General features: G+C 67.8%; 29 protein-coding genes, 1 tRNA gene and 1 pseudogene. 15 read left to right on the top strand and 16 right to left on the bottom strand.

The genetic code is table 11. From position 1 onward, the window contains the following. Positions 1–28 precede the first annotated feature (28 nt). From srp19 to ABDZ36_RS08235, 4 genes are read left to right on the top strand one after another with little or no spacing between them, the layout of a single operon-like run. The gene (gene srp19 / locus ABDZ36_RS08250; RefSeq protein WP_211311967.1) at positions 29–310 is read left to right on the top strand and encodes a signal recognition particle subunit SRP19; all 282 of its coding nucleotides are present in this window, start codon (positions 29–31) and stop codon (positions 308–310) included. Then, the gene (locus tag ABDZ36_RS08245) at positions 307–531 is read left to right on the top strand and encodes an H/ACA ribonucleoprotein complex subunit GAR1 (protein ID WP_343749271.1); all 225 of its coding nucleotides are present in this window, start codon (positions 307–309) and stop codon (positions 529–531) included. Before srp19 ends, ABDZ36_RS08245 begins: the two co-directional genes overlap by 4 nt. A gap of 40 nt (positions 532–571) precedes the next feature. Next, positions 572–973, top strand: coding sequence for an HIT family protein (locus ABDZ36_RS08240; RefSeq protein WP_343749270.1), 402 nt, complete (start codon positions 572–574; stop codon positions 971–973). Positions 974–1,012: 39 nt separating this feature from the next. Beyond that, entirely contained in the window at positions 1,013–2,038 is a 1,026-nt protein-coding gene (locus ABDZ36_RS08235) for a presenilin family intramembrane aspartyl protease PSH (protein WP_211311965.1), read from the top strand. On the opposite strand, the gene ABDZ36_RS08230 is transcribed toward ABDZ36_RS08235, so the two are convergent. Beyond that, on the bottom strand, positions 2,035–3,231 hold the full coding sequence (locus ABDZ36_RS08230) for an outer membrane protein assembly factor BamB family protein (RefSeq protein WP_211311964.1): 1,197 nt from the start codon (positions 3,229–3,231) through the stop codon (positions 2,035–2,037). The two genes, ABDZ36_RS08235 and ABDZ36_RS08230, sit on opposite strands and share 4 nt — an antisense overlap. Positions 3,232–3,291: 60 nt before the next feature. Beyond that, complete coding sequence (locus ABDZ36_RS08225) at positions 3,292–4,518, bottom strand: outer membrane protein assembly factor BamB family protein (RefSeq protein ID WP_211311963.1); 1,227 nt, start codon at positions 4,516–4,518, stop codon at positions 3,292–3,294. A 132-nt stretch (positions 4,519–4,650) separates the two neighbouring features. On the opposite strand from ABDZ36_RS08225, the gene proB reads away from it, so the two are divergent. Next, the gene (proB, locus tag ABDZ36_RS08220) at positions 4,651–5,493 is read left to right on the top strand and encodes a glutamate 5-kinase (RefSeq protein WP_211311962.1); all 843 of its coding nucleotides are present in this window, start codon (positions 4,651–4,653) and stop codon (positions 5,491–5,493) included. Continuing rightward, entirely contained in the window at positions 5,486–6,841 is a 1,356-nt protein-coding gene (locus ABDZ36_RS08215; RefSeq protein WP_211311961.1) for a glutamate-5-semialdehyde dehydrogenase, read from the top strand. The genes proB and ABDZ36_RS08215 overlap by 8 nt, the downstream gene beginning before the upstream one ends. A 25-nt stretch (positions 6,842–6,866) precedes the next feature. Here the strand turns inward: ABDZ36_RS08215 and ABDZ36_RS08210 are convergent, their stop codons facing one another. Beyond that, positions 6,867–7,904 carry a DHH family phosphoesterase gene (locus ABDZ36_RS08210; protein ID WP_211311960.1) on the bottom strand — a complete coding sequence of 346 codons (1,038 nt, stop codon included), beginning with the start codon at positions 7,902–7,904 and terminating at the stop codon, positions 6,867–6,869. A gap of 72 nt (positions 7,905–7,976) precedes the next feature. Next, on the bottom strand, positions 7,977–8,777 hold the full coding sequence (locus ABDZ36_RS08205; protein ID WP_211311959.1) for a DUF7260 family protein: 801 nt from the start codon (positions 8,775–8,777) through the stop codon (positions 7,977–7,979). A gap of 320 nt (positions 8,778–9,097) precedes the next feature. Between ABDZ36_RS08205 and ABDZ36_RS08200 the strand changes: the two genes are divergently transcribed. Then, the gene (locus ABDZ36_RS08200) at positions 9,098–10,210 is read left to right on the top strand and encodes a pyridoxal-phosphate-dependent aminotransferase family protein (RefSeq protein ID WP_211312024.1); all 1,113 of its coding nucleotides are present in this window, start codon (positions 9,098–9,100) and stop codon (positions 10,208–10,210) included. Between the two features lie 45 nt (positions 10,211–10,255). On the opposite strand, the gene ABDZ36_RS08195 is transcribed toward ABDZ36_RS08200, so the two are convergent. Next, the gene (locus tag ABDZ36_RS08195) at positions 10,256–10,663 is read right to left on the bottom strand and encodes a metal-dependent transcriptional regulator (RefSeq protein WP_211311958.1); all 408 of its coding nucleotides are present in this window, start codon (positions 10,661–10,663) and stop codon (positions 10,256–10,258) included. A 533-nt stretch (positions 10,664–11,196) separates the two neighbouring features. On the opposite strand from ABDZ36_RS08195, the gene ABDZ36_RS08190 reads away from it, so the two are divergent. Next, complete coding sequence (locus tag ABDZ36_RS08190; protein ID WP_211311957.1) at positions 11,197–12,939, top strand: BCCT family transporter; 1,743 nt, start codon at positions 11,197–11,199, stop codon at positions 12,937–12,939. Beyond that, positions 12,939–13,100, top strand: a complete 162-nt coding sequence (locus ABDZ36_RS08185; protein ID WP_211311956.1) for a hypothetical protein — start codon at positions 12,939–12,941, stop codon at positions 13,098–13,100. The genes ABDZ36_RS08190 and ABDZ36_RS08185 overlap by 1 nt, the downstream gene beginning before the upstream one ends. 119 nt (positions 13,101–13,219) lie before the next feature. Here ABDZ36_RS08185 and ABDZ36_RS08180 read toward each other — a convergent pair. The 3 genes and pseudogenes from ABDZ36_RS08180 to thyX all read right to left on the bottom strand — a co-directional run. Beyond that, a pseudogene (locus ABDZ36_RS08180) lies at positions 13,220–13,291 on the bottom strand (6-pyruvoyl trahydropterin synthase family protein); the annotation flags it as partial. Between the two features lie 139 nt (positions 13,292–13,430). Next, positions 13,431–13,505 (bottom strand) — tRNA-Glu (locus ABDZ36_RS08175). Positions 13,506–13,674: 169 nt separating this feature from the next. Further along, entirely contained in the window at positions 13,675–14,418 is a 744-nt protein-coding gene (gene thyX, locus ABDZ36_RS08170) for an FAD-dependent thymidylate synthase (RefSeq protein ID WP_211311955.1), read from the bottom strand. Positions 14,419–14,540: 122 nt separating this feature from the next. Here thyX and ABDZ36_RS08165 point away from each other — a divergent pair, with 122 nt between their 5' ends. Continuing rightward, positions 14,541–14,879 carry a cupin gene (locus ABDZ36_RS08165; protein ID WP_211311954.1) on the top strand — a complete coding sequence of 113 codons (339 nt, stop codon included), beginning with the start codon at positions 14,541–14,543 and terminating at the stop codon, positions 14,877–14,879. A gap of 43 nt (positions 14,880–14,922) precedes the next feature. Further along, a complete protein-coding gene (locus tag ABDZ36_RS08160) occupies positions 14,923–15,504 on the top strand; it encodes an MBL fold metallo-hydrolase (protein WP_211311953.1) in 582 nt (193 codons plus the stop codon). A 7-nt stretch (positions 15,505–15,511) separates the two neighbouring features. Here the strand turns inward: ABDZ36_RS08160 and ABDZ36_RS08155 are convergent, their stop codons facing one another. After that, positions 15,512–15,790, bottom strand: a complete 279-nt coding sequence (locus tag ABDZ36_RS08155; protein WP_211311952.1) for a DUF5827 family protein — start codon at positions 15,788–15,790, stop codon at positions 15,512–15,514. 101 nt (positions 15,791–15,891) lie between these two features. Between ABDZ36_RS08155 and ABDZ36_RS08150 the strand changes: the two genes are divergently transcribed. Continuing rightward, entirely contained in the window at positions 15,892–16,305 is a 414-nt protein-coding gene (locus ABDZ36_RS08150; RefSeq protein ID WP_211311951.1) for a DUF7522 family protein, read from the top strand. 110 nt (positions 16,306–16,415) lie between these two features. On the opposite strand, the gene sod is transcribed toward ABDZ36_RS08150, so the two are convergent. Next, entirely contained in the window at positions 16,416–17,018 is a 603-nt protein-coding gene (gene sod, locus ABDZ36_RS08145) for a superoxide dismutase (RefSeq protein ID WP_211311950.1), read from the bottom strand. A gap of 111 nt (positions 17,019–17,129) precedes the next feature. On the opposite strand from sod, the gene ABDZ36_RS08140 reads away from it, so the two are divergent. Further along, entirely contained in the window at positions 17,130–17,900 is a 771-nt protein-coding gene (locus ABDZ36_RS08140) for an HAD-IIA family hydrolase (protein WP_211311949.1), read from the top strand. Between the two features lie 7 nt (positions 17,901–17,907). On the opposite strand, the gene ABDZ36_RS08135 is transcribed toward ABDZ36_RS08140, so the two are convergent. The 4 genes from ABDZ36_RS08135 to folP form a co-directional block, all read right to left on the bottom strand. After that, the gene (locus ABDZ36_RS08135) at positions 17,908–19,323 is read right to left on the bottom strand and encodes a cryptochrome/photolyase family protein (protein WP_211311948.1); all 1,416 of its coding nucleotides are present in this window, start codon (positions 19,321–19,323) and stop codon (positions 17,908–17,910) included. Between the two features lie 105 nt (positions 19,324–19,428). Continuing rightward, a complete protein-coding gene (locus ABDZ36_RS08130) occupies positions 19,429–20,220 on the bottom strand; it encodes an SDR family NAD(P)-dependent oxidoreductase (RefSeq protein ID WP_211311947.1) in 792 nt (263 codons plus the stop codon). Between the two features lie 101 nt (positions 20,221–20,321). Then, positions 20,322–20,993 carry a 6-hydroxymethylpterin diphosphokinase MptE-like protein gene (locus tag ABDZ36_RS08125; RefSeq protein ID WP_211311946.1) on the bottom strand — a complete coding sequence of 224 codons (672 nt, stop codon included), beginning with the start codon at positions 20,991–20,993 and terminating at the stop codon, positions 20,322–20,324. Positions 20,994–21,137: 144 nt separating this feature from the next. Next, positions 21,138–22,262, bottom strand: a complete 1,125-nt coding sequence (folP, locus tag ABDZ36_RS08120; protein ID WP_211311945.1) for a dihydropteroate synthase — start codon at positions 22,260–22,262, stop codon at positions 21,138–21,140. A gap of 100 nt (positions 22,263–22,362) precedes the next feature. On the opposite strand from folP, the gene ABDZ36_RS08115 reads away from it, so the two are divergent. After that, positions 22,363–23,124, top strand: coding sequence for an RNA methyltransferase (locus ABDZ36_RS08115; protein ID WP_211311944.1), 762 nt, complete (start codon positions 22,363–22,365; stop codon positions 23,122–23,124). A 12-nt stretch (positions 23,125–23,136) separates the two neighbouring features. Here ABDZ36_RS08115 and ABDZ36_RS08110 read toward each other — a convergent pair whose 3' ends face one another. Beyond that, on the bottom strand, positions 23,137–23,778 hold the full coding sequence (locus ABDZ36_RS08110) for a DUF8127 domain-containing protein (RefSeq protein WP_211311943.1): 642 nt from the start codon (positions 23,776–23,778) through the stop codon (positions 23,137–23,139). A gap of 63 nt (positions 23,779–23,841) precedes the next feature. Next, positions 23,842–24,861, bottom strand: a complete 1,020-nt coding sequence (locus ABDZ36_RS08105; protein WP_211311942.1) for a DMT family transporter — start codon at positions 24,859–24,861, stop codon at positions 23,842–23,844. A gap of 176 nt (positions 24,862–25,037) precedes the next feature. Between ABDZ36_RS08105 and ABDZ36_RS08100 the strand changes: the two genes are divergently transcribed. Next, positions 25,038–25,532: an Lrp/AsnC family transcriptional regulator gene (locus tag ABDZ36_RS08100; protein ID WP_211311941.1), complete on the top strand. Its 495-nt coding sequence runs from the start codon at positions 25,038–25,040 to the stop codon at positions 25,530–25,532. The last annotated feature ends 33 nt before the right edge of the window (positions 25,533–25,565 follow it).

Genomic DNA, 25,565 nt, shown 5'->3' with positions numbered 1-25,565 from the left:
TTTACCCACGGCGTCGACTAGCCGGCGTATGGTCGAGAACGTCATCTGGCCGGCGTACTTCGACGCGACGCTCTCACGTCGCGAAGGCCGGCGCGTCCCGCGCTCGCTCGCCGTCGACGATCCGACGGTGGACGAGATCGCGCAGGCCGTCGGGCAGGTCGGCTACGATGCAGTGATCGAACGCGAGAAGGCCTATCCGCGGCAAGGATGGACGGAGTCGGGTCGCGTCCTCGTGAAGGACGCCGACGACGCCGGGAAGTCCGACCTCCTGCAGGCCATCGGCGCGTACGTCGCCACCCTCCGCGAATGAAGCGCGCGGGCGACGTCGTCCGGAGCGCGCAGGGGCTCGCCATCGTCCGCTGTCCCGACGACGACCACCCCGACATCGGCGCGGAAGTCGTGGACGAACGCCTCACCGACGTTGGGCGCGTCGTCGACGTCTTCGGGCCGGTCTCGAAGCCATACCTCGCGGTGACGCCGGACGACGCGACGCCCGCCGAGCTCCTCGGCGCGAAGCTCTACGTCCGATAGAGCGCAGATTCTTTCCCGACGGCGGTCCGTATCCGCGCATGTGAGCGACTGTGTCTTCTGCGAGATCGTTGCCGGTGAGCAGTCCGCACACCACCTCTACGAGGACGATCGGACACTCGCGTTCCTCGATACCGCGCCCGCCACCGAGGGCCACGCGCTCGTCGTCCCGAAAACCCACCACGAGACGCTGACGGACATGCCGGGTGACCTCGCGAGCGCCGTCTTCTGGACGGCCCAGCGGGTCGCGCGCGGCGTCGAGGACGCCATCGAACCCGATGGCGTGAGTGTCGTGCAGTCGAACGGTGCGGCGGCCGGACAGGAAATCGCGCACGCGCACGTCCACGTCGTCCCGCGTTACGAGGACGACGACGTGACGCTCGCGTGGCCCGACGACGCCGAAGTGGACGCGGAGACAGCGCGTCGTCTCCGCGAGCACGTCTGACCCGAAAGGGCGAAGGACCGTCCGCGGGTCGTCGCGGGTATGAACCAGCGACAGGGCGTGCTCGCCGCCTGCGGGGGGATCTTCGCCACCTTCCTCGCGATCCAACTCGGCGCGCTCGCGCTCGTCCGGCCGTTCAAGGCCGCGGGCTACCAGACCGTGCAGGATCCACAGAACCCGATCAACAGCGTGCTCTACGTCGGCGTCCTGCTCGTCGCGACGGCCGCGATCCTCGTCGCGCTGAAGTACGGCGGCAAACGCGTCCTCCGGGCGTTCATCGTCCTCACGGGCGCGATGATCACCGTCTACGTCGCCGGTGTCCTCCCCGGCGTGATCGTCGGGGGCCCGGACGGCGTGAACGTCCTCCCGTGGCTCGCCGCCGCCGTCCTCGTCGTCGCCCTCTACGTCTACCCCGAGTGGTGGGTAATCGACCTCGCGGGGGTCGTCATGGGCGCGGGCGCGGCCGCCCTCTTCGGCATCAGCTTCGGCGTGCTCCCCGCCATCGTCCTCCTCGGCGCGCTCGCCGTCTACGACGCCATCAGCGTCTACGGCACTGAACACATGCTCACGCTCGCCTCCGGCGTCGTCGAGCTCAAAGTCCCGGTACTGCTCGTCTACCCCACGGTCCGGGGCTACTCCTTCCGCGAGCGCGCCGCGGCAGTCGCCGAGCGCGATGACGAGACGGACGACGAAGCGGGAGAAGACGACGGCGAGACGGACGACGTCGAATCGACCGATCACGAGGGCGAGGCCGAAACGCACGGCGAGGAGGGCCGCGACAGCATCATGATCGGTCTCGGCGACGCCGTGATGCCGACGGTGATGGTCGCCTCCGCCGCCTTCTTCGTTACGGACGTCCCGAGTATCGGCGGCGTCCCGATCCCCGCTGCGACCGCGATCGTCGGGACGATGCTCGGGCTTCTGATCCTCCTCCGCATGGTCCTGCAGGGCCGCGCGCATGCCGGCCTCCCGCTCCTCAACGGCGGCGCGATCCTGGGGTATCTCGTCGGCGCACTCGCCGCCGGCCTCTCCGTGATGTCGGCGCTCGGCCTCGGCCCGTACCTCTAGCTCCGCGGCCGACCGATTCCGTGGAGCCCGTCAGCGGCGGAGATGTACACCGCACCGTCGACGGGCGTGACGCCGTCGATACCGCGGACGACCGTGTCACCGATGTTCGCTGATCCTGTTCCGTACCACCAGCGTTGCCGCCCATCCGCGACGTCGAACGCCCGGAGCGTGTCCCGGTCCACGGCGTAGAGCGTTCCACCGCGACGTCCCACCGGACGGCCCGCCTCCCCGAACTCAGTGACGACGCGCCCGTCAGAGGGATCGAGTGAGACGAGGGGGTCGCCACCGACGTGTACGGCATCACCCGCGACAACGGGCGTACCGACGATGGCGGCATCGCCGAGTGCTCGCCACCGGTCCTCACCCGTCCGGACGTCGACCGCGACGAGACCGGCGGCGTCGTCGACGACGAACACCGTTTCGTTCGACACGACCGGCGTGCTCCCTCTAACGTCCGAGAGCGCGCGATGCCATCGCGTCTCGGCGGTGCGTGTCTCGATCGCGTGTATGCCGTCTTCGCCCGTGAGGTAGACCGTATCGCCGGAAACGGCGACCGGCGAGCCGGCTTCTCCCGTGGTCTCGTGTCGCCAGCGCGTCGCACCCGTCTCGGCGTCGAGTGCGCGGAGATGGGCGTCAGTGTTCTCGTCGCCGCGGGTGCGAACGTAGACGACCCCGCCGGCGACCGTCGGTGGTGCCCGCACTCCCGGCATCTCGGGCCCGCGCCACCGGATCGCATCACCCGCGACGTCGAATCGGTATGCCCGCTCCGCGTCCGTTCCGTAGACACCGCCGTCGACAACCGTCGGCGGGCTATTCGTGCCGGTGACGGCGAGCGAAACGTGGCCGGTTTCTGCGGCTGTCCCCGAATCGCGCCGTGTGAGCCCCGTCCGCGATGTATCGGTGTGCCAGTTGTAGAGCGCGCCGTTCGCGACGGCAGGCACGTCGCCCGCGTCGAGTATCCAGTACGTCTCGATATCGGGCAGACCCGTCCCGTCCGCGACGACGGCGGCGTTCGTGGCGTCGTACCGATGACTCGGCCACGTCCCGGCGGCCTCGAGGGCAGGCGAACCGGGGGGTTCGGCCGATACACCCGTGTCCGTTCGGCTGCCACCGCCGCCGCAACCGGCGAGAGTCGCAGCGAGGCCGGTACCGAGCGCTTGGAGGGCGCGGCGTCGCGTTCGGGGGTGTGTCACGTATTTGCGTGCATTTGGCGCGACCAAGTGTCTTCGGGTGCTCGAACACCGGCACCGAGTCTATCGCGTCGGTCCGAAGCCGTGGAACCCGTCCGCCGCGTTGACGTACACCGCGCCGTCGACGGGCGTGACACCACCGATCGACTGCGAGATCACGTCCGTCACCTGCACTCGCTCCGTCTCGTACGACCACAGTTCGCCGTCGCCGTTGACGTCGATCGCCCGGAGCGTCCCGCGGTCGGCCGCGTAGACGACGTCGCCGGCGAGCGCCGCCGGCGTGCCACCGCCGCCGAGGCGCGACACAATCGACCCGTCCGCGGGATCGAGCGCCGCAACCCCGGACTCGGTGCCGACGTAGAGCGCGTCGGCGGTAGCGACCGGCGCTGTCGGGAGCGCGTTCCGCCACCGAACGTCGCCACTCGCGGCGTCTACCGCGACGAGCGAGTCATCATTCTCGCCACCGAGCGCGTACACCGCCCCATGCGCCGCGACCGGCGTCGACCACGACTCGGAGACTGCGGGCTGGTGAAAGACGCGCTCCCCGCTCGTGGCATCCACGGCATGGAGGCCGTCGCGCGCCGCGACGTACACCGTGCCGTCCGCGATCGCGGGCGTCCCCTTCGTCTCCGCGGCGGTGTCGTAGCGCCAGCGCTCCTCCCCGCTCGCCGCGTCGAACGCGCGGAGGTGTGCGGGCACGTCCTCGAACCCGCCGCTGTTGACGTAGACGACGCCGTCCGCGACGGCCGGCGGACACTGAACCCCGTCCATCTTCGGGCCGCGCCATAGTACCTCGTCTCGTTCGGCGGCGAGACAGAACACCTCGATGAAGGTCGAGACGTACACACGATCGTCCGCGACGACTGGCGGACCGTTTACGCCGTACTGGACGAGCGACGTGCGCGACGACACGGCCATCGTCGCCGGATCGCGCCGTGTCAGGTCGGTGTGGTCCTGGTCTCGCCGATAGGTGTTGTAGAGGGTTCCGCCGTCGACGACCGGTGTGTATCCGGCGTCGAGTCGCCAGTACTGCTCGCCGTCACGTAGACCCGCACCGTCCGGGTTCGTGGCGGTATTCGCGGCGTCGAAGCGGGGCTGTGGCCACACCCCGGCGGGCGAGAGTGCGGGCTGGCCAGGCGGCTCCGTCGTCTCGCGCTCGTCGATGCCCGCGCCGGTGCCGCGAGGGGTCGTCTCACCACCGATTCCGCCGTCCACACAACCGGCGAGGGCCGCGACGAAACCGGTGCCGATCGCCTGGAGGGCGCGGCGTCGTGTTCGGGGACGTGTCACATGGCTCGATTCACTTGGGTTCGGTAAATGTCTTCGGTGGCGAGGCGCGGAACCAAAGGGTGTATGACCGCTTCGGTGCGTGGGTCGGCGTAATGACGCACGCGAACCGCACCGAGTTCGGGGTGGGCGGGCGTGTCTAACGCCGTCGATACCGGCCCGGACGCGACGACTGCGCGACGGACTGCCGCGGACGCCGAGCGCGTCGTCGTAAAGGCGGGAACGAACTCGCTCACCGACGACGAGTCGAACCTCGACGACGACAAACTCGACAAGCTCGTCGACGACATCGCCGCGCTCCGCGCACGCGGGAAGGAAGTCCTCCTCGTCTCCTCGGGCGCGGTCGGGGCGGGGATCGGGCTGCTCGACCTCGACGAGGACCGCGAGACGGTTGAGGAGTCCCAGGCGCTCTCGACCGTCGGGCAGGGCCGGCTGATGCATCGCTACACGGAGAGCTTCGGGCGCTACGACACGCAGGTCGCCCAGCTCCTCCTCACCCAACACGACCTGGAGGACCCCGAGCGCTACACGAACCTCCAGAACACGATCGAGACGCTCTTCGAGTGGGGCGTCGTCCCGATCGTGAACGAGAACGACGCCGTCACCACCGCCGAGATCCGTATCGGCGACAACGACATGCTCTCCTCGTCGCTCGCCGTCGGCATCGACGTCGACCTGCTCGTCACGCTCACGGACGTCGGCGGCGTCTACACCGGCAATCCGAAGCACGACGCCGAGGCTGAACGCGTCGAGGCAGTTGGCGAGAACTACGACGAGATCCAGGGTCTCGTCGACGAGACGGCGACCGGCGCGTTCGGCGGCATCCAGACGAAAGTCCAGGGCGCGCGCAAGGTCGCCGAACACGGCTCGCCCGCGATCATCGCGGCCTCGGACGCACCGGACGTCCTCGAACGCGTCGCTCGCGGCGAACCCGTGGGAACGATATTCCTCCCGGTCAACGGTGACGACGATGAGTGAACCATCCACCGAGACGAAGGTTGAGACGGCCGAAGCGGCCGCGCTCGACCTCGCGAACGTCAGCGACGATGATCGAAGCGGAGCGCTCCACGCCGTCGCGGACGCTATCGAGGACGCCGAGGCGAAGATCCTCGCGGCGAACGAGAAAGACGTCGCCGCTGCCGAGGAGAAGCTCGCCGCGGGCGACTACACGCAGTCGTTCGTCGATCGGCTGACGCTCGACGCCGCGAAAGTCGAGAGCATCGCGGAGATGGTGCGCAGCGTCGCCGAACAGGACGATCCCCTCGGTGAGACCCTCGAAGCGCGACGCCTCGACGAGGCCCTCGAACTCTACAAGGTCGGCGTCCCGATCGGCGTCGTCGCCACCGTCTTCGAGTCCCGGCCGGACGCGCTCGTCCAGATCGCGGCGCTCGCACTCAAATCCGGCAACGCCGTCATCCTCAAGGGCGGTAGCGAGGCGACGCACTCCAATCGCGTCCTCTACGAGCTGATCCGTGAGGCGACCGCCGACATGCCCGACGGCTGGGCGCAGCTCATAGAGGCCCGCGAGGACGTCGACACCCTCCTCGGGATGGACGAGTCGGTCGACCTCGTGATGCCGCGCGGGAGTTCGGCGTTCGTCCAGTACGTCCAGGACAACACGAAGATCCCCGTCCTCGGGCACACGGAGGGCGTCTGCCACGTCTACGTCGATTCGGTGGCCGACCTCGATATGGCCGCGGACGTCGCTCTCGACGCGAAGGTCCAGTATCCCGCGGTGTGCAACGCCGTCGAGACCCTGCTCGTCCACGAGTCGGTCGCCGCCGACTTCCTCCCCGGGATGCTCGCGCGCTACGCCGACGCCGGCGTCGAACTCCGCGGGGATGAGCGCACACGGGAGATCGCCGCTGACGCGGACGACGCCACCGACGTCGCGCCCGCCAGCGAAGCCGACTGGACGCAGGAGTACGGCGACCTCGTGCTCGCCGTGAAGGTCGTCGACTCGCTCGACGACGCCGTCGCGCACATCAACACGAACGGCTCGAAGCACACCGAGTCGATCCTGACGGACGACGCGGATCGCGCCGGCGACTTCATGCGCCGGATCGACGCCGCATCCGTCTTCCACAACGCCTCGACGCGCTTCGCGGACGGCTATCGCTACGGCCTCGGCGCGGAGGTCGGCATCAGTACGGGCAAGATCCACGCCCGCGGTCCCGTCGGTCTCGATGGCCTCACGACGTACAAATACTACTTGGAGGGCGACGGCCAGCGCGTCGCCTCCTACGCCGGCGAGAACCCGAAGCCGTTCCTCCACGAGGAGTTCGAGGGGGAGTGGGTGCCTGGGCACCTCGCCTCAACGCGCTAGCGACGACGCGGAACGAGCGAACGCCTCACTCCTCCGACTGTTCCTCGCCATTCGCGCCGACGCCCTCCAGTCCGAGCGTCTTGGCGAGTCGTGCAGTCACGACGGTTTCGACGAGGTCGCAGAGCACCTCGCTGTCGGCCGCGTCGTCGGCGAAGAGCCCGAGCGGGATCTCGCCGCCCGCCATCTCGCGGTGGCCGCCAGCGTTCCCCACGTCGGCGAAGGCCTCGGAGAGCGCGTCGCCGACGTGGACGCGAGAGTCCGTCGAGCGCGCGCTGAGTTGAACGGTGTCCTCGACGATGCCGAACACGATCGCGGTCTCGACGCCCTCCAACGTGGCGAGATAGTCGGCGGCCTGCGGGAGGGCGTCGCGCTCGCTCGTCCGGCCGACGTTCGAGAGGAGCGTCGAGCCGTGGATCGTGCGGTGCTCGATCGAGGTGGCGATGGCGTCGGCGGTCGCACCGCTGACGGCCGGCGAGGCGAGTTGGCGCAGGAGGTCGCCGTCAGTCGATTCATGGAGGAATCCGGCGGCGTCGTATTCGGCGCGCGTCACGCCCCGGAGAAAGCCTAGCGTCTCGCGGCGGATGGCGAACAGCAGTGCGGTGGCGAGCGTCGCGTCGAGTTCCACGTCGAGGTCGCGGACGTACTCGGTGAGGATCGTCGCCGTCGCGCCGACGTCCTCGCGGTGGTCGACGAAGCGCGCGTCGAGCGACTCGTGTGGATGATGGTCGATCACGATGTCGACCGGTGTGCCCTCGGGGACGCGGTTGTTCGCGCCCGGAACACCATGATCGACGAACGCGAGCAGCGACCCCTCACTCCGGTTCTGGACGGTTTCGGGGTCGAGCGCTTCGAGGTCGACGTCGAGGAGGTTGACGAACGCGCGGTTCTGCTGGTGGGAGATCTCGCCGCTGTAGAGGATACGTCGCTCGTCGACGCCGGCGCTCGCGGCGAGACGTCCGAGTGCGAGCGCGCTCGCGAGGCAGTCCGGGTCGGGGTTGTTGTGACAGACGATCGTGAGCTCCGTCCCCTCGGCGAGCAGGTCGCGGAGGTCGGCGGCGGTCATACGGGCCGGTTCGCGGCCGGGACGGATAGTGATGGGTGGCCGTCGCACCACACGCGACCCAGGACGTCTCCCTCAGCGGACGATGAGGGACCGTTCGATCGCCGACCGGGTTCGTTCCACGCGCTCGCTCTCGCGGGCGAGTGCCGACAGGACCGGATAGGTCGTCGCCGTCTCGCCGTAGACGTACTTCTCGAAACTCGGCGCGTCGAGCGCCGAGGGAACCCGACGATCCGGGCGGAGGTCACCGCTCTGCCGGCGCTCCGCGAGTGACTCGCAGCGCGCCGCGAGGTCGTCGAGGTCGTCCTGGAGACGGCGGAGTTCGTCAGGAGCACACGAGTCGAACGGCCGCGAGTCGATGACCGTCCGCTCCGTCTCGATATCGGCGAGCGCGTCGGCGGCGGCGTCGAGCGCGTTGCGTTCGTCGACGAGCGCGTCCCGGACCGCCACACGGCTCTCCCGTGCATCGCGGGCCGCGGCGACGAGTTGCTGTTGGAGGAACGCGGGGAGGCCGGGTTCGTCGCGGATCGCGGCGGCGAGCGCGGGACCGAACTCCGCTGCGAGGTGCGTTGTGTAGGATTCGCCGTACTCCTCGTCGTAGTGCGGGACGGCCATCACCGTCTCGACGTACGCCTCGCGGACTCGCGAGGCGGCGCGCGCCCCACCGTGCGTCTCACCGAGTGGGCCGGTGTAGGGGTCGCGGGACGCCGACGTCGTCGGGAGCGCGCCGACGCGACGAGAGAACGCTTCGAAAGCGTCACATTCGGCGTCGAGGACGTCGCGTTCGCGTTCGAGGGCTCGCCGTGCGGTTTCGAACCCGTCGCCGATCGGCGTTCGGTCGCCACCCGTTTCGCGTGTGTCTGCGCGTATCGCCATATCCCCGCCGACGGAGGTTGAACAGGTGTAGCTTGCTAGGAGGGGTATAGTGACCTCAATAGCTCGACGGCGCGCCGTATTCAGTATGTGATCGTTTCACTAGTGGAGAGACGCCGCGCTATCGGATCGACGCGAGCGATACAGGTCACGCCCGTCGCGAACTGACGCCACGGTGAGAGCATTCGCGAGAGGACAGCCGGCACGCACGCGGCGAGCGCCCATTAACCACCTCCCGCGCCTAAAGACGGGGTATTCGCTCGTCTCTTTATCACAACTACCATACTCCGGGCCCCCGGAGGTGCCGACAGCAGGTGACTCTTGTGACCGAGAAACGCGAATACACGGGCGACTATCCCGACAAGACGCTGTACATCCCCGGCCCGACCGAAGTCCGCGAGGACGTCATCGACGAGATGGCCCAACCGATGTTCGGCCACCGGATGGACCGGATGACCGACCTCTACACGACCGTCGTCGAGGACACGAAGGAGTTCCTCGGCACCGAGAACGAGCTCATCGTCCTCACGGCGTCCGGGACGGAGTTCATGGAGGCCGCGATCCAAAACCTCGTCGAGAACGATGTCCTCGTGACGACCTGCGGGAGTTTCAGCGAGCGCCAGGCGAACGTCGCCGAGCGCCTCGGGAAGGACGTCGACACCCTCGAGTACGAGTGGGGGAACGCGGTCAAGCCCGAGGACGTCCGCGAGCACCTCGAGGAGAGCGAGACGACCTACGACGTCGTTACGTGCGTGATGAACGAGTCCTCGACGGGCGTGCGCAACCCGATCGAGGAGATCGGCGACGTCGTTTCGGAGTACCCCGAGACGCTCTTCGTCGTCGACGCCGTCTCCGCCCTGGGCGGTGACCTCGTCGAGATCGACGATCACGACATAGACGTCATCTTCACGTCCATCCAGAAGGCGTTCGCGATGCCGCCCGGCCTCGCGGTCTGCGTCGTCAGCGACGACGCCTACGAGCGCGAGGTCGAGTCCGACTCGGCGTCGTGGTACGGCGGCTTCCAGCGCTCGCTCGACTACTACGACCGGAAGGGCCAGACGCATTCGACGCCCGCCATCCCCGTCATGCTCGCCTACCGCAAGCAGATGAAGCACATGCTGGATGAGGGCCACGAGGCCCGCAGCGAGCGCCACCGCGAGATGGCCGAATACACTCGCGAGTGGGCGAACGAGCATTTCGACATGTTCCCCGAGGCGGGCTACGAGTCCCAAACGGTCTCGTGTATCGAGAACACGCAGGGTATCGATGTCGCCGCGACCATCGAGGAAGTCTCCGAACAGTACGACTTCGTCTTCTCGAACGGCTACGGCTCCGCGCTCGGCGAGCAGACGTTCCGCATCGGCCACATGGGCGAACACGACGTCGAGAGTATCCGCGCGCTGACGGACGCCATCGAGGACGTCGCCGACTTGTGAAGACGTGATCGGCTGCGGGCGGGAACGTGTCTCGACCCGTCGCCGTCACTCGGACGGCGACTCCGCCCCGTCGGCGTCCGCCTGCTCCTCGACGGGCATGATCACCGTCTCGTCGAGGCGACCGAGGACGGTCGGGCTGACGATGCCGACGAGCTCGGCCGCTTCGTCATCCGCGTCCTCGATGTCCAGCACGTCCGCGAAGAATCGGCTGAGGACCTCGTGCTCCTCGTGGAGCGACGACGCTTCCCGGCGGCCGGCGTCGGTGAGTCGGACGCCGTAGTACGCCTCGTACTCGGCTAACCCATGTTCCTCCAGGCGCTGGATCGCCTCCGTCACCGTCGGCTGGGACCGCTCGACGGCGTCCGCGATCGCGCTCGTCGACACCCGGTCGTCGGCCGCGTCGGCGAGTTCGTAGACCGCCAACAGATACTTCGTCGCGATCGACTCGGTCACGGTTCCGGGGTCTCGTCGGCAATCTCGTTTGCCTCACACTCCCCGTCGCCAAACAGGCGGACGAAGCGTGCGGCCCAGAGCTGACCGCGCCGGCGACGTCGTCCCGCCAGAGCATGGGTCGTCACCATCTGTCACATGACCGCCCCGGGTCGACTCGACGTATCTCGTCCGATCTCGAACATACGTTTTAGGCCCCCCTAAAACACTATAACTACTTCGGTGTTTAGGGACGCCTAGAAGCGTTACGAAACCGGACGCGTACTGGGGGGAGTCGTTCGTCCGCACGACGCTCTCGATCCCGATCCCTCCTCCGACGACGTTGCTAAACGGTCGGTACGGTCACGCCGATGTCGCAGCCACAACAGTAATGAGTGGTGCGTGATAGATGTTGGCCGTACCGGGCACATCAAGGGCGACGTTCCGCCCCGTGGCCTACTCGAGATCCGTGTACGACGCCGAAGACGATCAGCCTACGCTGTGAGTTAATACGATGGACGCACGCCTAGTAACACCGACGTCGATGGAGGGATCGCATGGCAACTGACGACAACGATGGGGCCTCGAGGGGGCTCCAAACCGACTTCTTCCACCCCGAATCCGAACGCGAACCCGGCGACACGAACATCCAGAAGTGGGGGTTCGACGTCCACCCAGTCGTCTTCCCCGTCTCGCTTGCGCTCATCGCGGCGTTCGTCGGCGCGACGCTCGTCCTCGGAAGCGACGCCGCGGGTGCGTACGCTGCCGTCAGGTCCTTCTTCAACCAGAACTTCGGTTGGTTCTTCCTGCTCGCCGTCAACCTCTTCATCGCCGTCCTGCTCTTCTTCGCGTTCAGCAAGTACGGGAAGATTCGTATTGGCGGAGTCGAGGCGGAAAAGGAGTTCAGCGACTTCTCGTGGATGGCGATGCTGTTCAGCGCCGGCATGGGAATAGGGCTGATGTTCTTCAGCGTCTCCGAACCCCTCTACTACTACGCGAACGTCCCCGGCTTCTTCGCCGCCGAGGCGGGAACGGGGAGGGCGGGCGTCGCCGCGCTCGCCCAGACGTTCTTCCACTGGGGATTCCACCCGTGGGCGATTTACGGGCTCGTGGGACTCGGCCTCGCGTTCTTCTCCTTCAACCGCGGGCTTCCGCTGACGTTCCGCTCGATCTTCTGGCCGCTCCTCGGCGAGCGCATCTATCGGTGGCCCGGCCACCTCATCGATCTCGTTACCGTCTTCGCGACGCTGTTCGGCCTCGCGACCTCACTCGGTTTCGGCGTCAAGCAGATCAATACCGGCCTCTCTTACATCCTCGGCCCGCGGATGCTCGGTCTCGCCGCGATCCCACGCGGGATAACGGTCCAGGTCCTCCTCATCGCCGCCATCACCGGCATCGCGACGCTCTCCGTCGCTGCCGGTCTCGAGGGTGGCGTCGAGCGGTTGAGCACGCTGAACCTCTATCTCATGTTCGCGCTGCTCGGCTTCGTCCTCCTCGCCGGCCCGACCGTCTACGTGCTCGGCGTCTGGGCACAGGGTCTGGGTTCCTACTTCACCCATCTACCCGGACTCGCATTCTTCACGGGTGTCCTCGGCCCCGGACAGGGCACCGTACACACCTGGACGGTGTTCTACTGGGCGTGGTGGATCTCCTGGTCGCCATTCGTCGGACTCTTCATCGCGCGCATCTCGAAGGGCCGCACCATCCGCGAGTTCGTCGTTGGCGTCCTCGTCCTCCCGTCGCTCTTCTCGACGTTCTGGATGGCAGTCTTCGGCGGGACCGCGCTCCACAACTCCCTCCTCGGGAACGGTGATGTCCTCGCGCTCTATCAGGAGTTCAACCAGACGATCGCGACGTTCGCGATGCTGCAGGAACTCCCGCTCGGCGCGATCTCCGGGCTGCTCGCGACGCTGCTCGTCGTGACGTTCTTCGTGACCTCCTCGGACTCCGGATCGCTCGTCGTCGATCACCTCACCTCCGGTGGCAAACAAGATGTTCCGCGCACCCAGCGCGTCTTCTGGGCGGTCACCGAGGGCGGCGTCGCCGCACTTCTCATCTGGGGTGGCGGGCTCTCCGCGCTCCGCACGGCCGCCATCGCGACCGGCTTTCCGTTCGCGATCATCCTCGTCGTGATGTGCTACACGGTCTACCTCGGATTGCAACAGGAGTACGAGATCCTCCAGTCCGAGGAGTTCGCCGACCGGATCCAAGACCTCACCGAGGAGGACGTCGCCATCGACCGCTCGCGCGAGGACGTCGTCACCGACGTCCGTGAGAATCCGGAGAGCGCCGACGACTGATGGGGCGGCATGTTTCTGCGTTGCTCGCCGCCGGCGGCGTGATCGCGCTCTTCGCGCTCGCCCTCTACGCGATGGCAGTCGGCCGCCTCGGTATCGCGGGCGTCACGTTCCTCAGCGCGAGCGTCCTCATCTACCTCCGCGAGCGATTCCTCGCTGACTGAGTTCGGAAGGCGTCCCCACCAACGGATGCGATCCCCATGCACCGCTCGTTGCTCGATGGTCCGCATCCGAATGGCGGCCTGGGCGCTTTCGCACTCGTACTCCGTGGCATCGGTGCGCCGGCCTCGAACGCCTCAACGAGTGGATCGCCCGCCTCGAGGAGGAAGCGATGATTCCACTCGTCGGCGACGTCGCCCGTACACAGAATCAAAGAGAATACCCGCGCCTTTGGGCGGTATCAGAACGCTCTGTGTTCTGGTCGGCGAACGAGACGGCAGAACCGTCTCGCCAACGCGGGATATCGACGGCATGAGACGGCGGGAGGAAAGGAGTGCTCCGGCAGGGATTCGAACCCTGGTCCTTGCCGTGAGAGGGCAAGATGATTGGCCGGACTACACCACCAGAGCACGGTGGCCGACGCATCGTGCGTCTCCATCTGTTTGGAAGGCCGGGTCGTATAAAAACTCGTTGAACCGGGACCGGGGTGGGATCAATACCCACACGACACCCCCCCGTCGTTCGCGGACGGACGCACGGATCGAGCGGGCGATCAGCGGCGTCCGTCGCACCCACGCCCTACGGTGCGAGCCGGTTCTTGCGGTTCTTCATCGTCGCCTCGTACTGCTCGAAGGTGATGGGACACCACTCCTCGGCGAGGGCGAGGATATCTTCGGTGAGCCCGCGGATCTCCCACTGCGCGTCGGCGGCGGCGCGCATGTCCGCGATGTGCATGAGCATGCGGGCGTTGAGGCTCATGACGACGTTGACCTCCGTCCCGATGGGCAGCACGAAGCGGGCGTCCTCCGGTGGCATCCCGAGGTCAAGGAGCTCCTGGTAGTCCGCGACGGCGCGCTCGACGGATTCCGCGAACACCTCACGGCGCTTCTCCACGGTCTCCTCGTCGACGGCACCACCCTTCTGGTTGCGCCCGATCCAGTCCGGGTCAGTGGCGGACGGCGGTGTGACGACGAGTTCGCCCTCACGGACGTCGGCTGGGTCGACGTCGTCGAAGGCGACGTAGCGCATCGACTGCACGTCGAAGGAGACGTGGCGGTGGCGGGTAATCTGCGCCATACAGGAGCGGCTCATCCCTTTTACGTGGACGGTGGCCTGCACATGCTCGAACGGCCCGAAGTGGCCGTGGTTCAGCAGGTGCGAGATGAGCGTCCGCTGTTTCTCCTCGGTCGTCTCCCCCTCGATACCCTCCATGACTGACTCGAAGGACTGCTCTGCCCCGTACTCGCTCATGTAGTCGTTGCGCGCGGCGCGACAGATCACCTCCTCCGGGTTCGGCGTCGCCTCCAAGAGCTGAATGTCCATGCGTGAGCGGAGGGTGCCGGGCGTGAAAAACCTTCGTCGAGACGGCGCTTCTCCCGTGCCGCACACCCGAGCCGCCCGTGACGGCGAACACGTTGAAGTGAGCGGCGGGCGCACTCCGGAACGTGACGTACACCAAAGCGACCGCCGCCGACGCGGAATCGGTACTCCCGGACAACGTCGAGGGAGAGCTGTGGATGATGCGCGACGTCCTCGAGACGGAGTCCCTCGGGTTCAGCGTCCTCGCCCTCGAAGCCGGCGAGGAGACGATGAGCCACGACCACCTCGACGACGATCTCGAAGAAGTCTACTACGTCGTCGAGGGCGGCGTCGACGTCGACTTCGGCGACCGCACGGCCTCCCTCGACGCGGAGGAGGCGATCCGCATTAGCCCCGACGAGGAGCGGATCATCCGTAACCGCGATTCCTTCTCGAAGCTCGTCCTCGTCAGCGCGCCGGTGTAGCTCTCGACCGCGCGTTTTTCACCCTCGCACGCCGAGAACGGATATGATCACGAACTGCTCGGCGGGCGTTGCGGCGTTCACCGCGAACGTCTTTCTCGTCACCGGCGAGCGCACGGTCCTGGTCGATGCGGGTGCGAACTACGACGTCGTGAGCGCCGTCCGCGAGCACGTCGACGACCTCGATGCGGTCGTCCTCACGCACACGCACCCGGATCACGTCGAGAACGTGCCGGCGCTTCGCGAGGCGTTCGGCATCGAGACGTGGGGGTTCGACCCGGCACGGGAGCACGTCGACCACGGGATCGCCGACGGCGGAACGGTACAACTCGGCGACCACGATTACGAGGCACTCCACACGCCCGGTCACAAGGACGACCACCTCGTCCTCCTGTCGAGCGCGGCGGGCGTCGGATTTGCCGGCGATCTCGTCTTCGCCGGTGGCTCCTTCGGCCGCACCGACCTGGAGGAGGGCGACGCGAGCGCGCTCGTCGAGAGCATCGAGCGCCTCCACGCCGCACTCGACGGGCGGGGGATCGAGACGCTCTACACGGGCCACGGGCCGACGATCGACGACCCGGTCGCGGACGTCGCGTCCTCGCTCCGCGCGGCGCGCTTCGCGCGTTGAGCTGATCCTACGCCTCGTCGCCGGTCTTCAGCCCGTAGTAGCCCGGGTCCTCGTCGCTCGGCGGTTCGGCGACGACGAGCTCGTCGCCGTGGAAGAGCACCCACGGGATCGCCCAGTCGAGGAGCACGCCCTCCGTCGCGGCCTCGAGCTCCGCGTCCGGGTCGAGGTCTTGGAGGAGGCGTGCGATCTCGTAGACGGTGTACATCGCGTCGTCGTCGAGCAGTTCCGCCGGCGCGTAGAAGTCACAGGGGTAGAGCGCGTCGAACTCGCTCTTCGGGCGCGGCATGGTGGCGATGACGATACCGGACGGCAAAAACGCCCCGTCTCGGACACGGCGCTCGAAACGAGGCGTGTGTTTATCAGCGCAAACCGGAAACGATGGTCCCAATGGCTGTGGAGCATCACCCGAACGGGACGATCGACGGGGATGTCCTCGTCGCGACCGTCCGGGAACACGGTGCGGCACTACGGGGCTGTTGGACCTTCGACACCGACGGCTACGAGACGCGATACCTCCGCGGTGACGTCGCCGACGCCACCGCAGAAACCGACATCGAACGCTACGTAGACAACGAGCGGTACGCGTTCGTCACGCACGACACCTACGACCGTCTCCACCCCTCGACCTTTCGCTACACCGTCCGTGGCTTCGATGGCTTCGAGGTGTTCCGCCTCGTCTTCGAGGATCACGTCGGCGTCCTCTGCAGTTTCGATGGCGCGAGCGGGCGGGATTACGGCGCGCTCGCCGACGAAATCGACGCGCTCGCCGACGACGGACACGGGCAGTTCACGCCGCGCTGAGCGGTCGCTCGTCGTGTCGTGTGACGTGCGAAAAAACGTGGTGGGTCGCTACGACGCGGTGCTCGCGGGCCCGACGCCCGCGGTTCGATCGCGGGTTCTCGAAAGTCGCGTTATTCGAAGCGCGCGACGGCCTCTTCGTACCGGTCGGCGGGCGTCTCCCAGTCGACGACGTCGAAGAACGCGTCGATGAAGTCGCCGCGAGCGGGACCGTAGTCGTAGTAGTAGGAGTGCTCCCAGACGTCGAGGGCGAGGATCGGCTGTGCGCCCCAGAGTGCGCCCTGGTCGTGCTTGTCGACGACGAGGTTACGCAGCTGGTTGCTGTGCGTGTCGTAGACGAGCAGCGCCCAGCCGCCGGCGGCCGACGCCGCGGCCTCGAACTCGCCCTTCCACGCCTCGTAGGAGCCGAAGTCCTCCTGAATGCGCGCGGCGAGCGCGCCGGCGGGCTCGTCGCCGCCGTTGGGACTCATGGACTCCCAGAACAGCGTGTGGAGTACGTGTCCGGAGCCGTTGTGCGTGACGTTGCGGATGGCACCGGCGGAGTCGGAGAAGTCGCCCTCCTCGCGGGCCTCCTCGAGCGTCTCCTCGGCGCTGTTCCAGCCGTTCACGTAGCCCTGATGGTGGGTGTCGTGATGCCAGTTGAGCACCTGCTCGCTAATCGAGGGTTCCAGTGCGTCGTAGTCGTACGGAAGCGGCGGCAGTTCGTAATCAGTCATGTGTATCTCCTCCATCAGAACGTCCGTCCGGCGTGCTGTTAAAGGTTGAGGAGGGGGCGGATAGCACGCAACACGGTGGGGTTTAGAAGGGCGGGCCACGAACGCCACAGCGTGTCGTACGCCGCCGCGTTCGTCGACCTCGACGGAACCGTTTGGCGTGGACGGAGCGCCATCCCCGGTGCGAACGCGGGGCTCCACGCGCTCCGCGATACCGCCGTTCCGATCGTCTTCCTCACGAACAACACGGGTGTCCGTCGCGACGCCGTTACCAGTCGCCTCGACGCGATCGACATCGTCTACGAGGACGAACCCGTCGTGACCGCGGCGTGGGCGACCGCCGCCTATCTCGCCGAGCACCGCCCGGACGCCGACGTCCACGTCATGGGCCGGGACACTGTCGAGGCCGAACTCGAAGACGCCGGGCTCACCCTCGTTACGGAGAGCCAGGCGGACGTCGTCGTCGTCGGCTACGACGACCGCGTGAGCTTCGCGCGCCTCACCGGTGCGCTCCGGGCGTTCGGGCCGGGAACGGTCTTCGTCGCGACGAACCGTGACCGGACGACGCCCGAGGAAGGCGGCCCCGTCCCGGGCGCGAACGCCTTCGTGAGTGCCGTCGAGGGGATGGTCGAACAGGACCCCGTAGTCGTCGGGAAACCCGAAACGCGGATGGCCGACCTCGCCGCCGCCCAACACGACGTACCCGTCCACGACTGCCTGATGATCGGTGACAACCTCGAGACGGACATCCTGATGGGCGAACGCGCCGGGATGGACACCGCGCTCGTCCTCTCGGGCGTCTCGACGCGCGAGGACGTCGCGGCCTCCGACATCGAGCCGACGTACGTCGTCGAGGACTTGGGGGAGATCGCGGACCTCCTCTGAGGGCGCGCTACTTTTCGCCGCGCGCGGCCTCGAACGCCTCGATCGCTGCCTCGCGGCGCTCGCCGTGATCAACGATCGGGTCCGGGTAATTGGGCGCGAGGTCGGCGCGCTCCGCGGCGTCGAGGTCAGGCCAGTCGTGAATCTTCCCCGCCGGAACGTCCGCGAGTTCGGGGACGTACGCCGTCACGTAGTCGGCGTCGGGGTCGTACTTCTCGCCCTGCGTCTGGGGGTTGAAGATGCGGAAGTAGGGCTGGGCGTCCGTTCCCGTCGAGGCCGCCCACTGCCAGCCGCCGTTGTCGTTCGCCGTGTCGTGGTCGACGAGGTGCTCCCGGAAGTACCGGTAGCCGACGCGCCAATCGGTCAGGAGGTCCTTCGTGAGGAACGACGCGACGATCATCCGCACGCGGTTGTGGACGTACCCTTCGCATTTCAGTTGGCGAATCCCCGCGTCCACGATCGGATAGCCCGTCTCGCCGGCCTTCCACGCCGCGATCTCGGCCTCGTTGTTGCGCCACGGGATCGGGTGCTCGTAGTCGTCGTAGTTCTCCGAGACTACCTCGGGGTTGAAGTAGAGCACCTGCGTGTAGAACTCGCGCCACGCGAGCTGACTCTGGAACTCCTCAACGCTCTCGCGGTCGTCGTCGGTTTCGGCCGCCGCCAGCGCCTCGGCCGTCCGCGCGTACGCCTCGCGCGGCCCGAGCGTGCCGTAGGCGAAGTCCTGCGAGATCCGCGCCGTCCCCTCGCGCGCGGGGTACTCGCGGCCCTCCGCGTAGTCGTAGACGTCGGCCACACAAAAGTCGTCGAGACGCGCCGTCGCAGCGTCGTGGCCCGCTTCGGGAAGGTCAATTTCGGGCGCATCGAAGCCGAAAGCGTCGATCGCGGGCAGGTCGTCACCCGCGACGTCCGCGAGCCGGTCGGCCGCGGGGGCGTCGAACGGGTCGGGTTTGTCCCGGTCGCGCCACTTCTTCCAGAAGTAGGTGTACACCTGATAGGGGTTACCCGCGTTCGTCCGGATGTCGCCGGGTTCGTGGATCACCGCGTCGTGGTGCTGGTGGGTCTCGACGTCCGCTATCGAGAGGGCGTCCGCGACGACCTCGTCGCGCTCCTGAGCGAGCCCCGAGTAGTCCGCGTTCCAGTGGACCGCCTCGGCGTCGTAGTCGAACGCGAGGTCGGGGAGGACGCCCGACGGGTCACCGTGGCGTACGAGGAGGTCGCTCCCGCGCTCGCGGTACGCCGCGCGCAGGTCGGCGAGCGCGTCCAGCATGAACGCCACGCGACGGTCGCTCCCGTGGGCGAGCACGTCGTCGTCGAAGACAAACACCGGGAGAACCTCGTCATCGCCGTCGACCGCGGCGTCGGCGGCCGCTGCGAGTCCACGGTTGTCGTGGAGGCGAAGGTCCTGCCGGTGCCAGAACAGTTGCATGGGCGGGGGGTCGGCCGGCGGCGGGATAACGATACTGCCCGCCACCGCCTCCACCGACCGCCCCGCCTCATCCTACTGCCACCGCCGCCTCGTCGCCCTGCCGACTTAAAGATCCGGCGTCTGGTAGGTGTTCGGCGTCCCCGTGATGCGGACGGACTGCCCGTCGACGAACGACGCGGCGTCGCTCGCGAGGAAGCGCACGAGGTCGGCGACTTCTGCCGGTGTTCCCCACTTCCGGTCGGCGTTCCCGCGCTCGATCTCGGCGTCGTAGCCGAAGTTCTCGCGGAGTTTCTCCGTGGCGATGAACCCCGGCGAGACGGCGTTGACGCGGACGTCCTCGTCGGCCCAGTCGCGCGCGAGCGTCCGCGTGAGCGAGATGACGCCGCCTTTTGCGGCGCTGTACGGGCCCATGCCCTCGACGCCGTATTCGCCGGCCATGCTCGCGACGTTCACGACGGCGCTCGGGTCACCGGCTTGCAGCGCGTCCGCGAAGGCGTGCGTGACGTTGTAGACGCCGGTGAGGTTGACGTCGACGACATCGTCCCAGACGTCACCGCCCACCTCGTCGAGCGGCATCAGGCCCGCGCCGCCGCCCGCGTTGTTCACGAGGATGTCGACACCGCCGAAGGCCTCCTCGGTGGCTTCGGCGAGCGCCGCGACATCGTCGCGATCCGTGACGTCCGCCTCGACGGGTTCGACGTCACCGGGAAGGTTGGCGAATTCGTCCGCGACGGCCTCGACGTCGTCGAGGGTGCGCGAGCAGACGACGACGTTCGCGCCGTCCGCTGCGAAGACCTCGGTGATCGCGCGGCCGATGCCGGCCGACGCGCCCGTGACGACCGCCGTCTGCCCGTCCAGACTGCTCCGGGAACGCACCGTCTCCGTGGTTTCGCTCATACCCGATCGAAGCGCCGTCCTGCGGTTAAACGCCGAGGACGCGGAGAGGGTCGCGGGTTCCGCGTCTTAGGGGAGTTACGAGTGGTCGCGGGTACCGCATCTCACGGAAGCCACGAGAGATCCCGTCGACCGTCGAGGATCGGGTACGTCTCGTCGCGGCGTGCCTCCAGCCACGAGAGGAGGCGCGCGGCCCACCGGAGCTTGTGGCGTTTCGCGTCGCTCGGGGCGTCGTCGAAGTCCCAGCCGGCGAAGACGAGGTCGGCCGCGCCGACGGCGTCCGCGAGGAACGCCGCACGGTCGCCGTCGGTGAAGCCGCCGAAGTTATGCACGCCGTCGACGGGACGGGCCTGCGTCGTCCCGAGGACGTGCGCGTCGTCGAGTTTCGGCACCCACTCGGCGACGAGGTCGCGGTTGTCGCCGTGGGCGTGTGCGGCGACGGGCGTCCCCTCGCGGGTCAGCGCGCGCGTCGTCTCCGGGTTCTTGTCGAGATCGGTGACGTGGACGTCGACGTTCACGCCGTGCTCGCGACAGACGTCCGCGGCGGTCGAGGCGACGAACGCGCGGTCGGCGGCGGCGACGACATCGAGGTCGTTCACGAGTCCGGGTGCGGCCCCGACGACGGCGACCGTCTCGCCCGTCGCGTCGAGGCGCGAGACGTCGAAGCCACTCACGAGTGCGGCGAGCTCGTCGCGCGCGGCCTCGTCGCCGGTACGGTCGTAGCCGAAGTCGCGGAGGATCGCCTCGTAGGTGGGTTCCCAGGTGTGAAACTGCACGGGTAGCTACTCAGTGTGGGGCCGCGAGAAATTTCGGGTCGCGGTGGTTCGAGCCGAGCCCCCGCAGTTTGTAGTGTACTCCTACCAGCGCGGGGCCTCGGCCTCCAATCCGGGGTTGCAGGGCGTTCGGCATAAGCTTTCTCGTTAGTCGATACTCGCCCGGATCTCCCCCGCGATCCCCGCGAGCGCTTTCGAGGCGCTCGTTATCCGGTCCGCGAAGGACTCCAATTCCGTTGTCGTCCCGGCAACGAAGAGGTCCTCGCCGCCCGTGCAGACGACGCCGGTGTCGGACGCAGCGTCGACGAGCGTCTGTCGCATGTCTGACGGCGCGCGAACCTCGTAGGCGTGCGCGACAGCATCGGGGGCGGCCGCGTTGTCCCCACCCAGGCGGTCGATGTGGCGCTCGGCCTCCCGGACGGTCGTGACGTCGAGCTCTTCGACGGCCCGATCACGATGGCGCTCGCGAGCGAAGGCGTGCCCGACGAGCGCGGCGTCGCGGGTCTCCGCAACGTCGTGCGTCCGGATTACGTGCGCGCCGCGCTCGACGGCCATCGACGTCGCCGCCAGCGAGACGGGGAGCGCGTCCTCCGTCGAGCGATCCGCGATGTCGCGCAGGAAGTTCTTCCGGTTGATCGAGACGAGGAGTGGGCGGCCGTACCCGCGGAACTCGCGGAGGCGCTCGAAGGTCTCCCGGTCGTCCGCGAGGGTCTTCGCCTCGGACCAGCCGCCGAAGGCCGGGTCGAGGATCGTCTTCTCGGTGAAGCCGTTTCGCGCGAGCGCGTCGTAGATGTCGTCGACGTCCTCGATGGCCCCCGGACGTTCGAGGTCGGGTGGCGACGCCATCTTCACGACCGCGGCGTCGTGTTTCTCGCAGACGGCGGGCATCTCGGGGTCCGCGAAGCCGCAGATGTCGTTGACCATGTCGAAGCCCTCCTCAAGGGCGGCGTCCGCGACCGCGGCGTAGCGGGTCTCGATGCTGAAGACGACGTCCGCCTCGACGCGCTCGATCGTCTCGATCGCCGTGTTGAGGCGTTCGAGCTCCTCGGCCTCGTCGAGGACGTCGAGGCGCTTGTTCGCGGATTCGAGGCCGACGTCGACGATATCAGCCCCCTCCGCGACGAGGTCGGACTCGACGTAGGCGGCGGCCTCGTCGGGGTCGTCGAAGACGCTCGGCGAGTACGGCGACTCCTTCGAGACGTTCAACACCCCCATGATCCGCGGGGGGTGGTCGTCGCCGATCCGCAGGCCGGCGGCGTCCACGGTATGCATACGTGAGTGCGGGAGTGCCACTACAATAGTACCCGCGGTCGCGGCCGACCCTTCCCGCGGTGCGCGCCGCTTTTGTCCGCACGGCGACTAGCCGACAGCGATGGGAGCCAGCCCGCCCGCCGTCGCCGTCGTCGACGCCGAGACGTCCGGGAACGTCGGCACGATCGCCCGCGCGATGAAGAACTTCGGCTTCGAGGATCTCTATCTCGTCGACCCACCCGACCTCTCCCGGGAGTCCGAAGCCTACGGCTACGCCGGACAGGCGAGGGAGGACATCCTCCCGGAGGCCGAGGAGGTCGACCTCGACTATCTCGTCGAGCACTTCCACACCGTCGGCTTCACCGCGATCACGAACGAGGACGCGACCAAGCACGTCCGCTTCCCCTTCCGCACGCCGGACGAGCTCGCGGGGAGCCTCCGCGACGTCGAGGCCCCGACGTGTCTCGTCTTCGGGCGCGAGCGCGTCGGCCTCCACAACCGCGAGATCGAGCGCTTCGACGAGGTGTGTTCGATCCCCGCGAGCGCCGACTATCCCGTCCTGAACCTCGGGCAGGCCGCGACCGTCGCGCTCTACGAACTGCGCGACCTCACCGTCGACGAGACCCAACTCCCGGACGTCGCCGTCCACCGCGCGAAAGAAGCGGAGATCGAGGCGTTCTACGACCATTTCGAGGACTTTCTCGCGCTCGTCGACTACCCCGACGAGAAACGGGCGAAGACCGGCCGGATGGTCCGGCGCATCCTTGGGCGCGCGCACCCCACGGGCCGGGAGGTTAACACCCTCCACGGCATCCTGCGCCGCGCGCGCTGGCACATCGAGGGGAACGGCCGGAAGGACTCGGTCGACGACGAGGGCTACTGAGGCGGGCGTCGGCTACGAGTCGCGCTCGACGCGCTCCCGATAGACCGACAGGACGCCCCAGACGAGGAGCGCGACGGCGAAGCCGTACGCGGCGATCTTCGGCACGATGTACGGCTCGGGGACGCGCTCGGTAGCGACGACGCGGACGAGCGCGTAGCCGCCGTCGGTGCGGACGAGCGCCGCCGGGTATTTCGTGTGACTCGTCGCGTTCCCGTCGAGGGCGTCACGGACCGGTGCGGCGGCATCGGCGGGTGCGATTGCAAGGTCCTCGGCGACGGTACGCGCGGAGACCGGCGTCGCGTCGAGGGTGATGGTTCCGTTCGCGACGCGGGCGTTGATCCGATAGTACTGATCGCCGGGATCGTCGGCAAGATATCGGAACGACGTCATCCGCTCGACGGCGGGCGAGACGGCGTCGACGGGCTGGGAGACGGTGTCGTTGGCGGCGCGGTGGACGAGTTCGAGCTGGTCGGCGACGCCGTAGCCGACCGCCGGATGGTGGTGGAGCGTTGCGACCGTCTCGCCGTCGTCGAGGGCGAGCGGCGTCGCCCCGTACGTGTAGCTGTCTTCGAGACCCGGAGCGTCCCCGACGATCGGCTGCGTCAGGATCGCCAGTCCGACGAGGAAGACGACGGCGGTGCGTGCGGAGACCACGATCGGGCGTAGGGACGCCCACGCCATAAGTCGCGGCGGGTTCGGGCCACGGGGCGGCGCGCGTCAGTCGGACGTTTCGGAGTTCGTGTAGCCGCCGGCGTACGACGTGCGGTCGTCCGGGTTCGAGGTGCGGCGGAGGACGTGCCGGCGAACGAAGCGGACCAGCCGGCGGAACGTCGTGCCGAAGCGTGCGCGCTCGACGAGGAAAAAGCCGGTGAGGACGGCGAGGAAGCCGACAGCGGTCGCGGGACCGACGCCCTCGCCGAGCAGGGCAACGCTCATGACGGTCGCGACGACCGGCTCGAGGTAGCTGACGAGGTGAACGGTGCTCGGCCCGGTCCGATCGAGGAGCTCGAAGTAGAGGAGGAAGGCGAGCACACCCGAGACGCCGGTGAGATATGCGAGCGAGAGGACCGCGGTCGGCGTCCAGTGGATCGCGGCGACCGACTCGCCGCGGAGGCCTGCGCCGCCGAAGAGGAGCGCCGCGCCGACGAGCATCGTCCACGCCTGCATCGAGCGGAGGGGGAGCGACGTGGCGAGCGGTCGCGTGAGTACGCCGCCGAGCGCGAAGGTGGCGGTGCCGATGACGACGAGCGCGATCGGCACGAGGCCGACACCGGCGAGCGCGCCGCCGCCGGGCGCGGCGATGGCGACGACGCCGAGAACCCCGAGGGCGAACCCGACGATTTCGACGCTGCCGATCGAGTCCTCGGAGAGGACGAGGCTGGCGAAGACGGCGGTGAGGACGGGAGCCATCGAGACGATGACGGCTGCGACGGCACCGGGGACGTGGCGCTCCCCGAGGTAGAGGAGGCCGTGGTAGACGGCGATCACGAGGACGCCGCCGATGGTCACTTGGAGCCACTCAGCGCGCGTGCGCGGGAGCCAGCGCTCGGTCGTGCAGACGGCGTATCCGAGGACGACGAGACCGGCGATCCCGAAGCGAAGCGCCGCGAAGAGCAGCGGCGGGAAGTCGTGGAGACCGGCCTGGATGGCGACGAACGACGTCCCCCAGAACGCCGCGAGCGCCGCGAACATCGCGGCGGTGGCGCGGGGGCCGTGGAGGGTATCGGCGAGAGACATCTGTCTACGAACGGGTAGTGGACGGATAGTGTTAAAGTTGTCTACAAGGATTGGGTTATTTCCCGTAGCAATCTCTAACGTAATGCATTACGGTGAGAAATGTGTGGTGGCACGATGCATGATGAGCGTCGCGCCGTGCCGGTGGAGTATTACGGCGGTCGTCCGACTACGGTCGTATGGACGAACGGGACGTACGCCTCCTGAAGGCCATCTCCGATCTCGGCACCGGGAGCCCCGAACAACTCCACGAGGAGACGGACATCCCCATCTCCACCATCCACTACCGGCTGAACAGCCTCCGCGAGGCGGGGATCATCGAGAACGACCTCTACGACCTCGACCTCGACGCCCTCGGTCTCGGCGTCACCGTCGTCATCGAGGTCTACACCTCGTACAGCGGGAGCTATCGCGGCGTCGCCACCGAGCTCGAAGAGATCGAGGGGGTCACGCAGGTCTTCTTCACGATGGGCGAGTACGACTTCATGGTTCTCGCGCGCCTCCCCGACTCCGACGCCGTCGAGCGCCTCATCACGGACTTCGAGGCCATCGACGAGGTCGATCGGACGAACTCGACGTTCGTCACCTCGCGCACGAAGGACACGCCCCGGCCCTTGCAGACCTACTCGCTCGACACCCTCCTTGACGCGCTCGTCGACGACGAGTCGGAGTAACCTCCAAACGAGAGGCGAAAAATCGAACGGATT

It is taken from the genome of Halarchaeum salinum (assembly GCF_039520965.1).
Taxonomy (GTDB): Archaea; Halobacteriota; Halobacteria; order Halobacteriales; family Halobacteriaceae; genus Halarchaeum; species Halarchaeum salinum.
The sequence above is the reverse complement of the archived record's forward strand: the minus strand, read 5'-3'. Positions and strand labels throughout refer to the sequence as shown.

Excerpts from the sequence above, each read along its gene's own strand:
- ABDZ36_RS08190 (WP_211311957.1), top strand. The coding sequence starts at position 11,197 with ATGGCAACTGACGACAACGATGGGGCCTCGAGGGGGCTCCAAACCGAC.
- ABDZ36_RS08215 (WP_211311961.1), top strand. The coding sequence starts at position 5,486 with ATGAGTGAACCATCCACCGAGACGAAGGTTGAGACGGCCGAAGCGGCC.
- ABDZ36_RS08245 (WP_343749271.1), top strand. The coding sequence starts at position 307 with ATGAAGCGCGCGGGCGACGTCGTCCGGAGCGCGCAGGGGCTCGCCATC.
- folP (WP_211311945.1), bottom strand. The coding sequence starts at position 22,262 with ATGCATACCGTGGACGCCGCCGGCCTGCGGATCGGCGACGACCACCCC.
- sod (WP_211311950.1), bottom strand. The coding sequence starts at position 17,018 with ATGACTGATTACGAACTGCCGCCGCTTCCGTACGACTACGACGCACTG.
- ABDZ36_RS08100 (WP_211311941.1), top strand. The coding sequence starts at position 25,038 with ATGGACGAACGGGACGTACGCCTCCTGAAGGCCATCTCCGATCTCGGC.
- thyX (WP_211311955.1), bottom strand. The coding sequence starts at position 14,418 with ATGGACATTCAGCTCTTGGAGGCGACGCCGAACCCGGAGGAGGTGATC.
- ABDZ36_RS08210 (WP_211311960.1), bottom strand. The coding sequence starts at position 7,904 with ATGACCGCCGCCGACCTCCGCGACCTGCTCGCCGAGGGGACGGAGCTC.
- ABDZ36_RS08185 (WP_211311956.1), top strand. The coding sequence starts at position 12,939 with ATGGGGCGGCATGTTTCTGCGTTGCTCGCCGCCGGCGGCGTGATCGCG.
- ABDZ36_RS08155 (WP_211311952.1), bottom strand. The coding sequence starts at position 15,790 with ATGCCGCGCCCGAAGAGCGAGTTCGACGCGCTCTACCCCTGTGACTTC.
- ABDZ36_RS08130 (WP_211311947.1), bottom strand. The coding sequence starts at position 20,220 with ATGAGCGAAACCACGGAGACGGTGCGTTCCCGGAGCAGTCTGGACGGG.
- ABDZ36_RS08135 (WP_211311948.1), bottom strand. The coding sequence starts at position 19,323 with ATGCAACTGTTCTGGCACCGGCAGGACCTTCGCCTCCACGACAACCGT.
- ABDZ36_RS08150 (WP_211311951.1), top strand. The coding sequence starts at position 15,892 with ATGGCTGTGGAGCATCACCCGAACGGGACGATCGACGGGGATGTCCTC.
- ABDZ36_RS08105 (WP_211311942.1), bottom strand. The coding sequence starts at position 24,861 with ATGTCTCTCGCCGATACCCTCCACGGCCCCCGCGCCACCGCCGCGATG.
- ABDZ36_RS08115 (WP_211311944.1), top strand. The coding sequence starts at position 22,363 with ATGGGAGCCAGCCCGCCCGCCGTCGCCGTCGTCGACGCCGAGACGTCC.
- srp19 (WP_211311967.1), top strand. The coding sequence starts at position 29 with ATGGTCGAGAACGTCATCTGGCCGGCGTACTTCGACGCGACGCTCTCA.
- ABDZ36_RS08205 (WP_211311959.1), bottom strand. The coding sequence starts at position 8,777 with ATGGCGATACGCGCAGACACACGCGAAACGGGTGGCGACCGAACGCCG.
- ABDZ36_RS08160 (WP_211311953.1), top strand. The coding sequence starts at position 14,923 with ATGATCACGAACTGCTCGGCGGGCGTTGCGGCGTTCACCGCGAACGTC.
- ABDZ36_RS08235 (WP_211311965.1), top strand. The coding sequence starts at position 1,013 with ATGAACCAGCGACAGGGCGTGCTCGCCGCCTGCGGGGGGATCTTCGCC.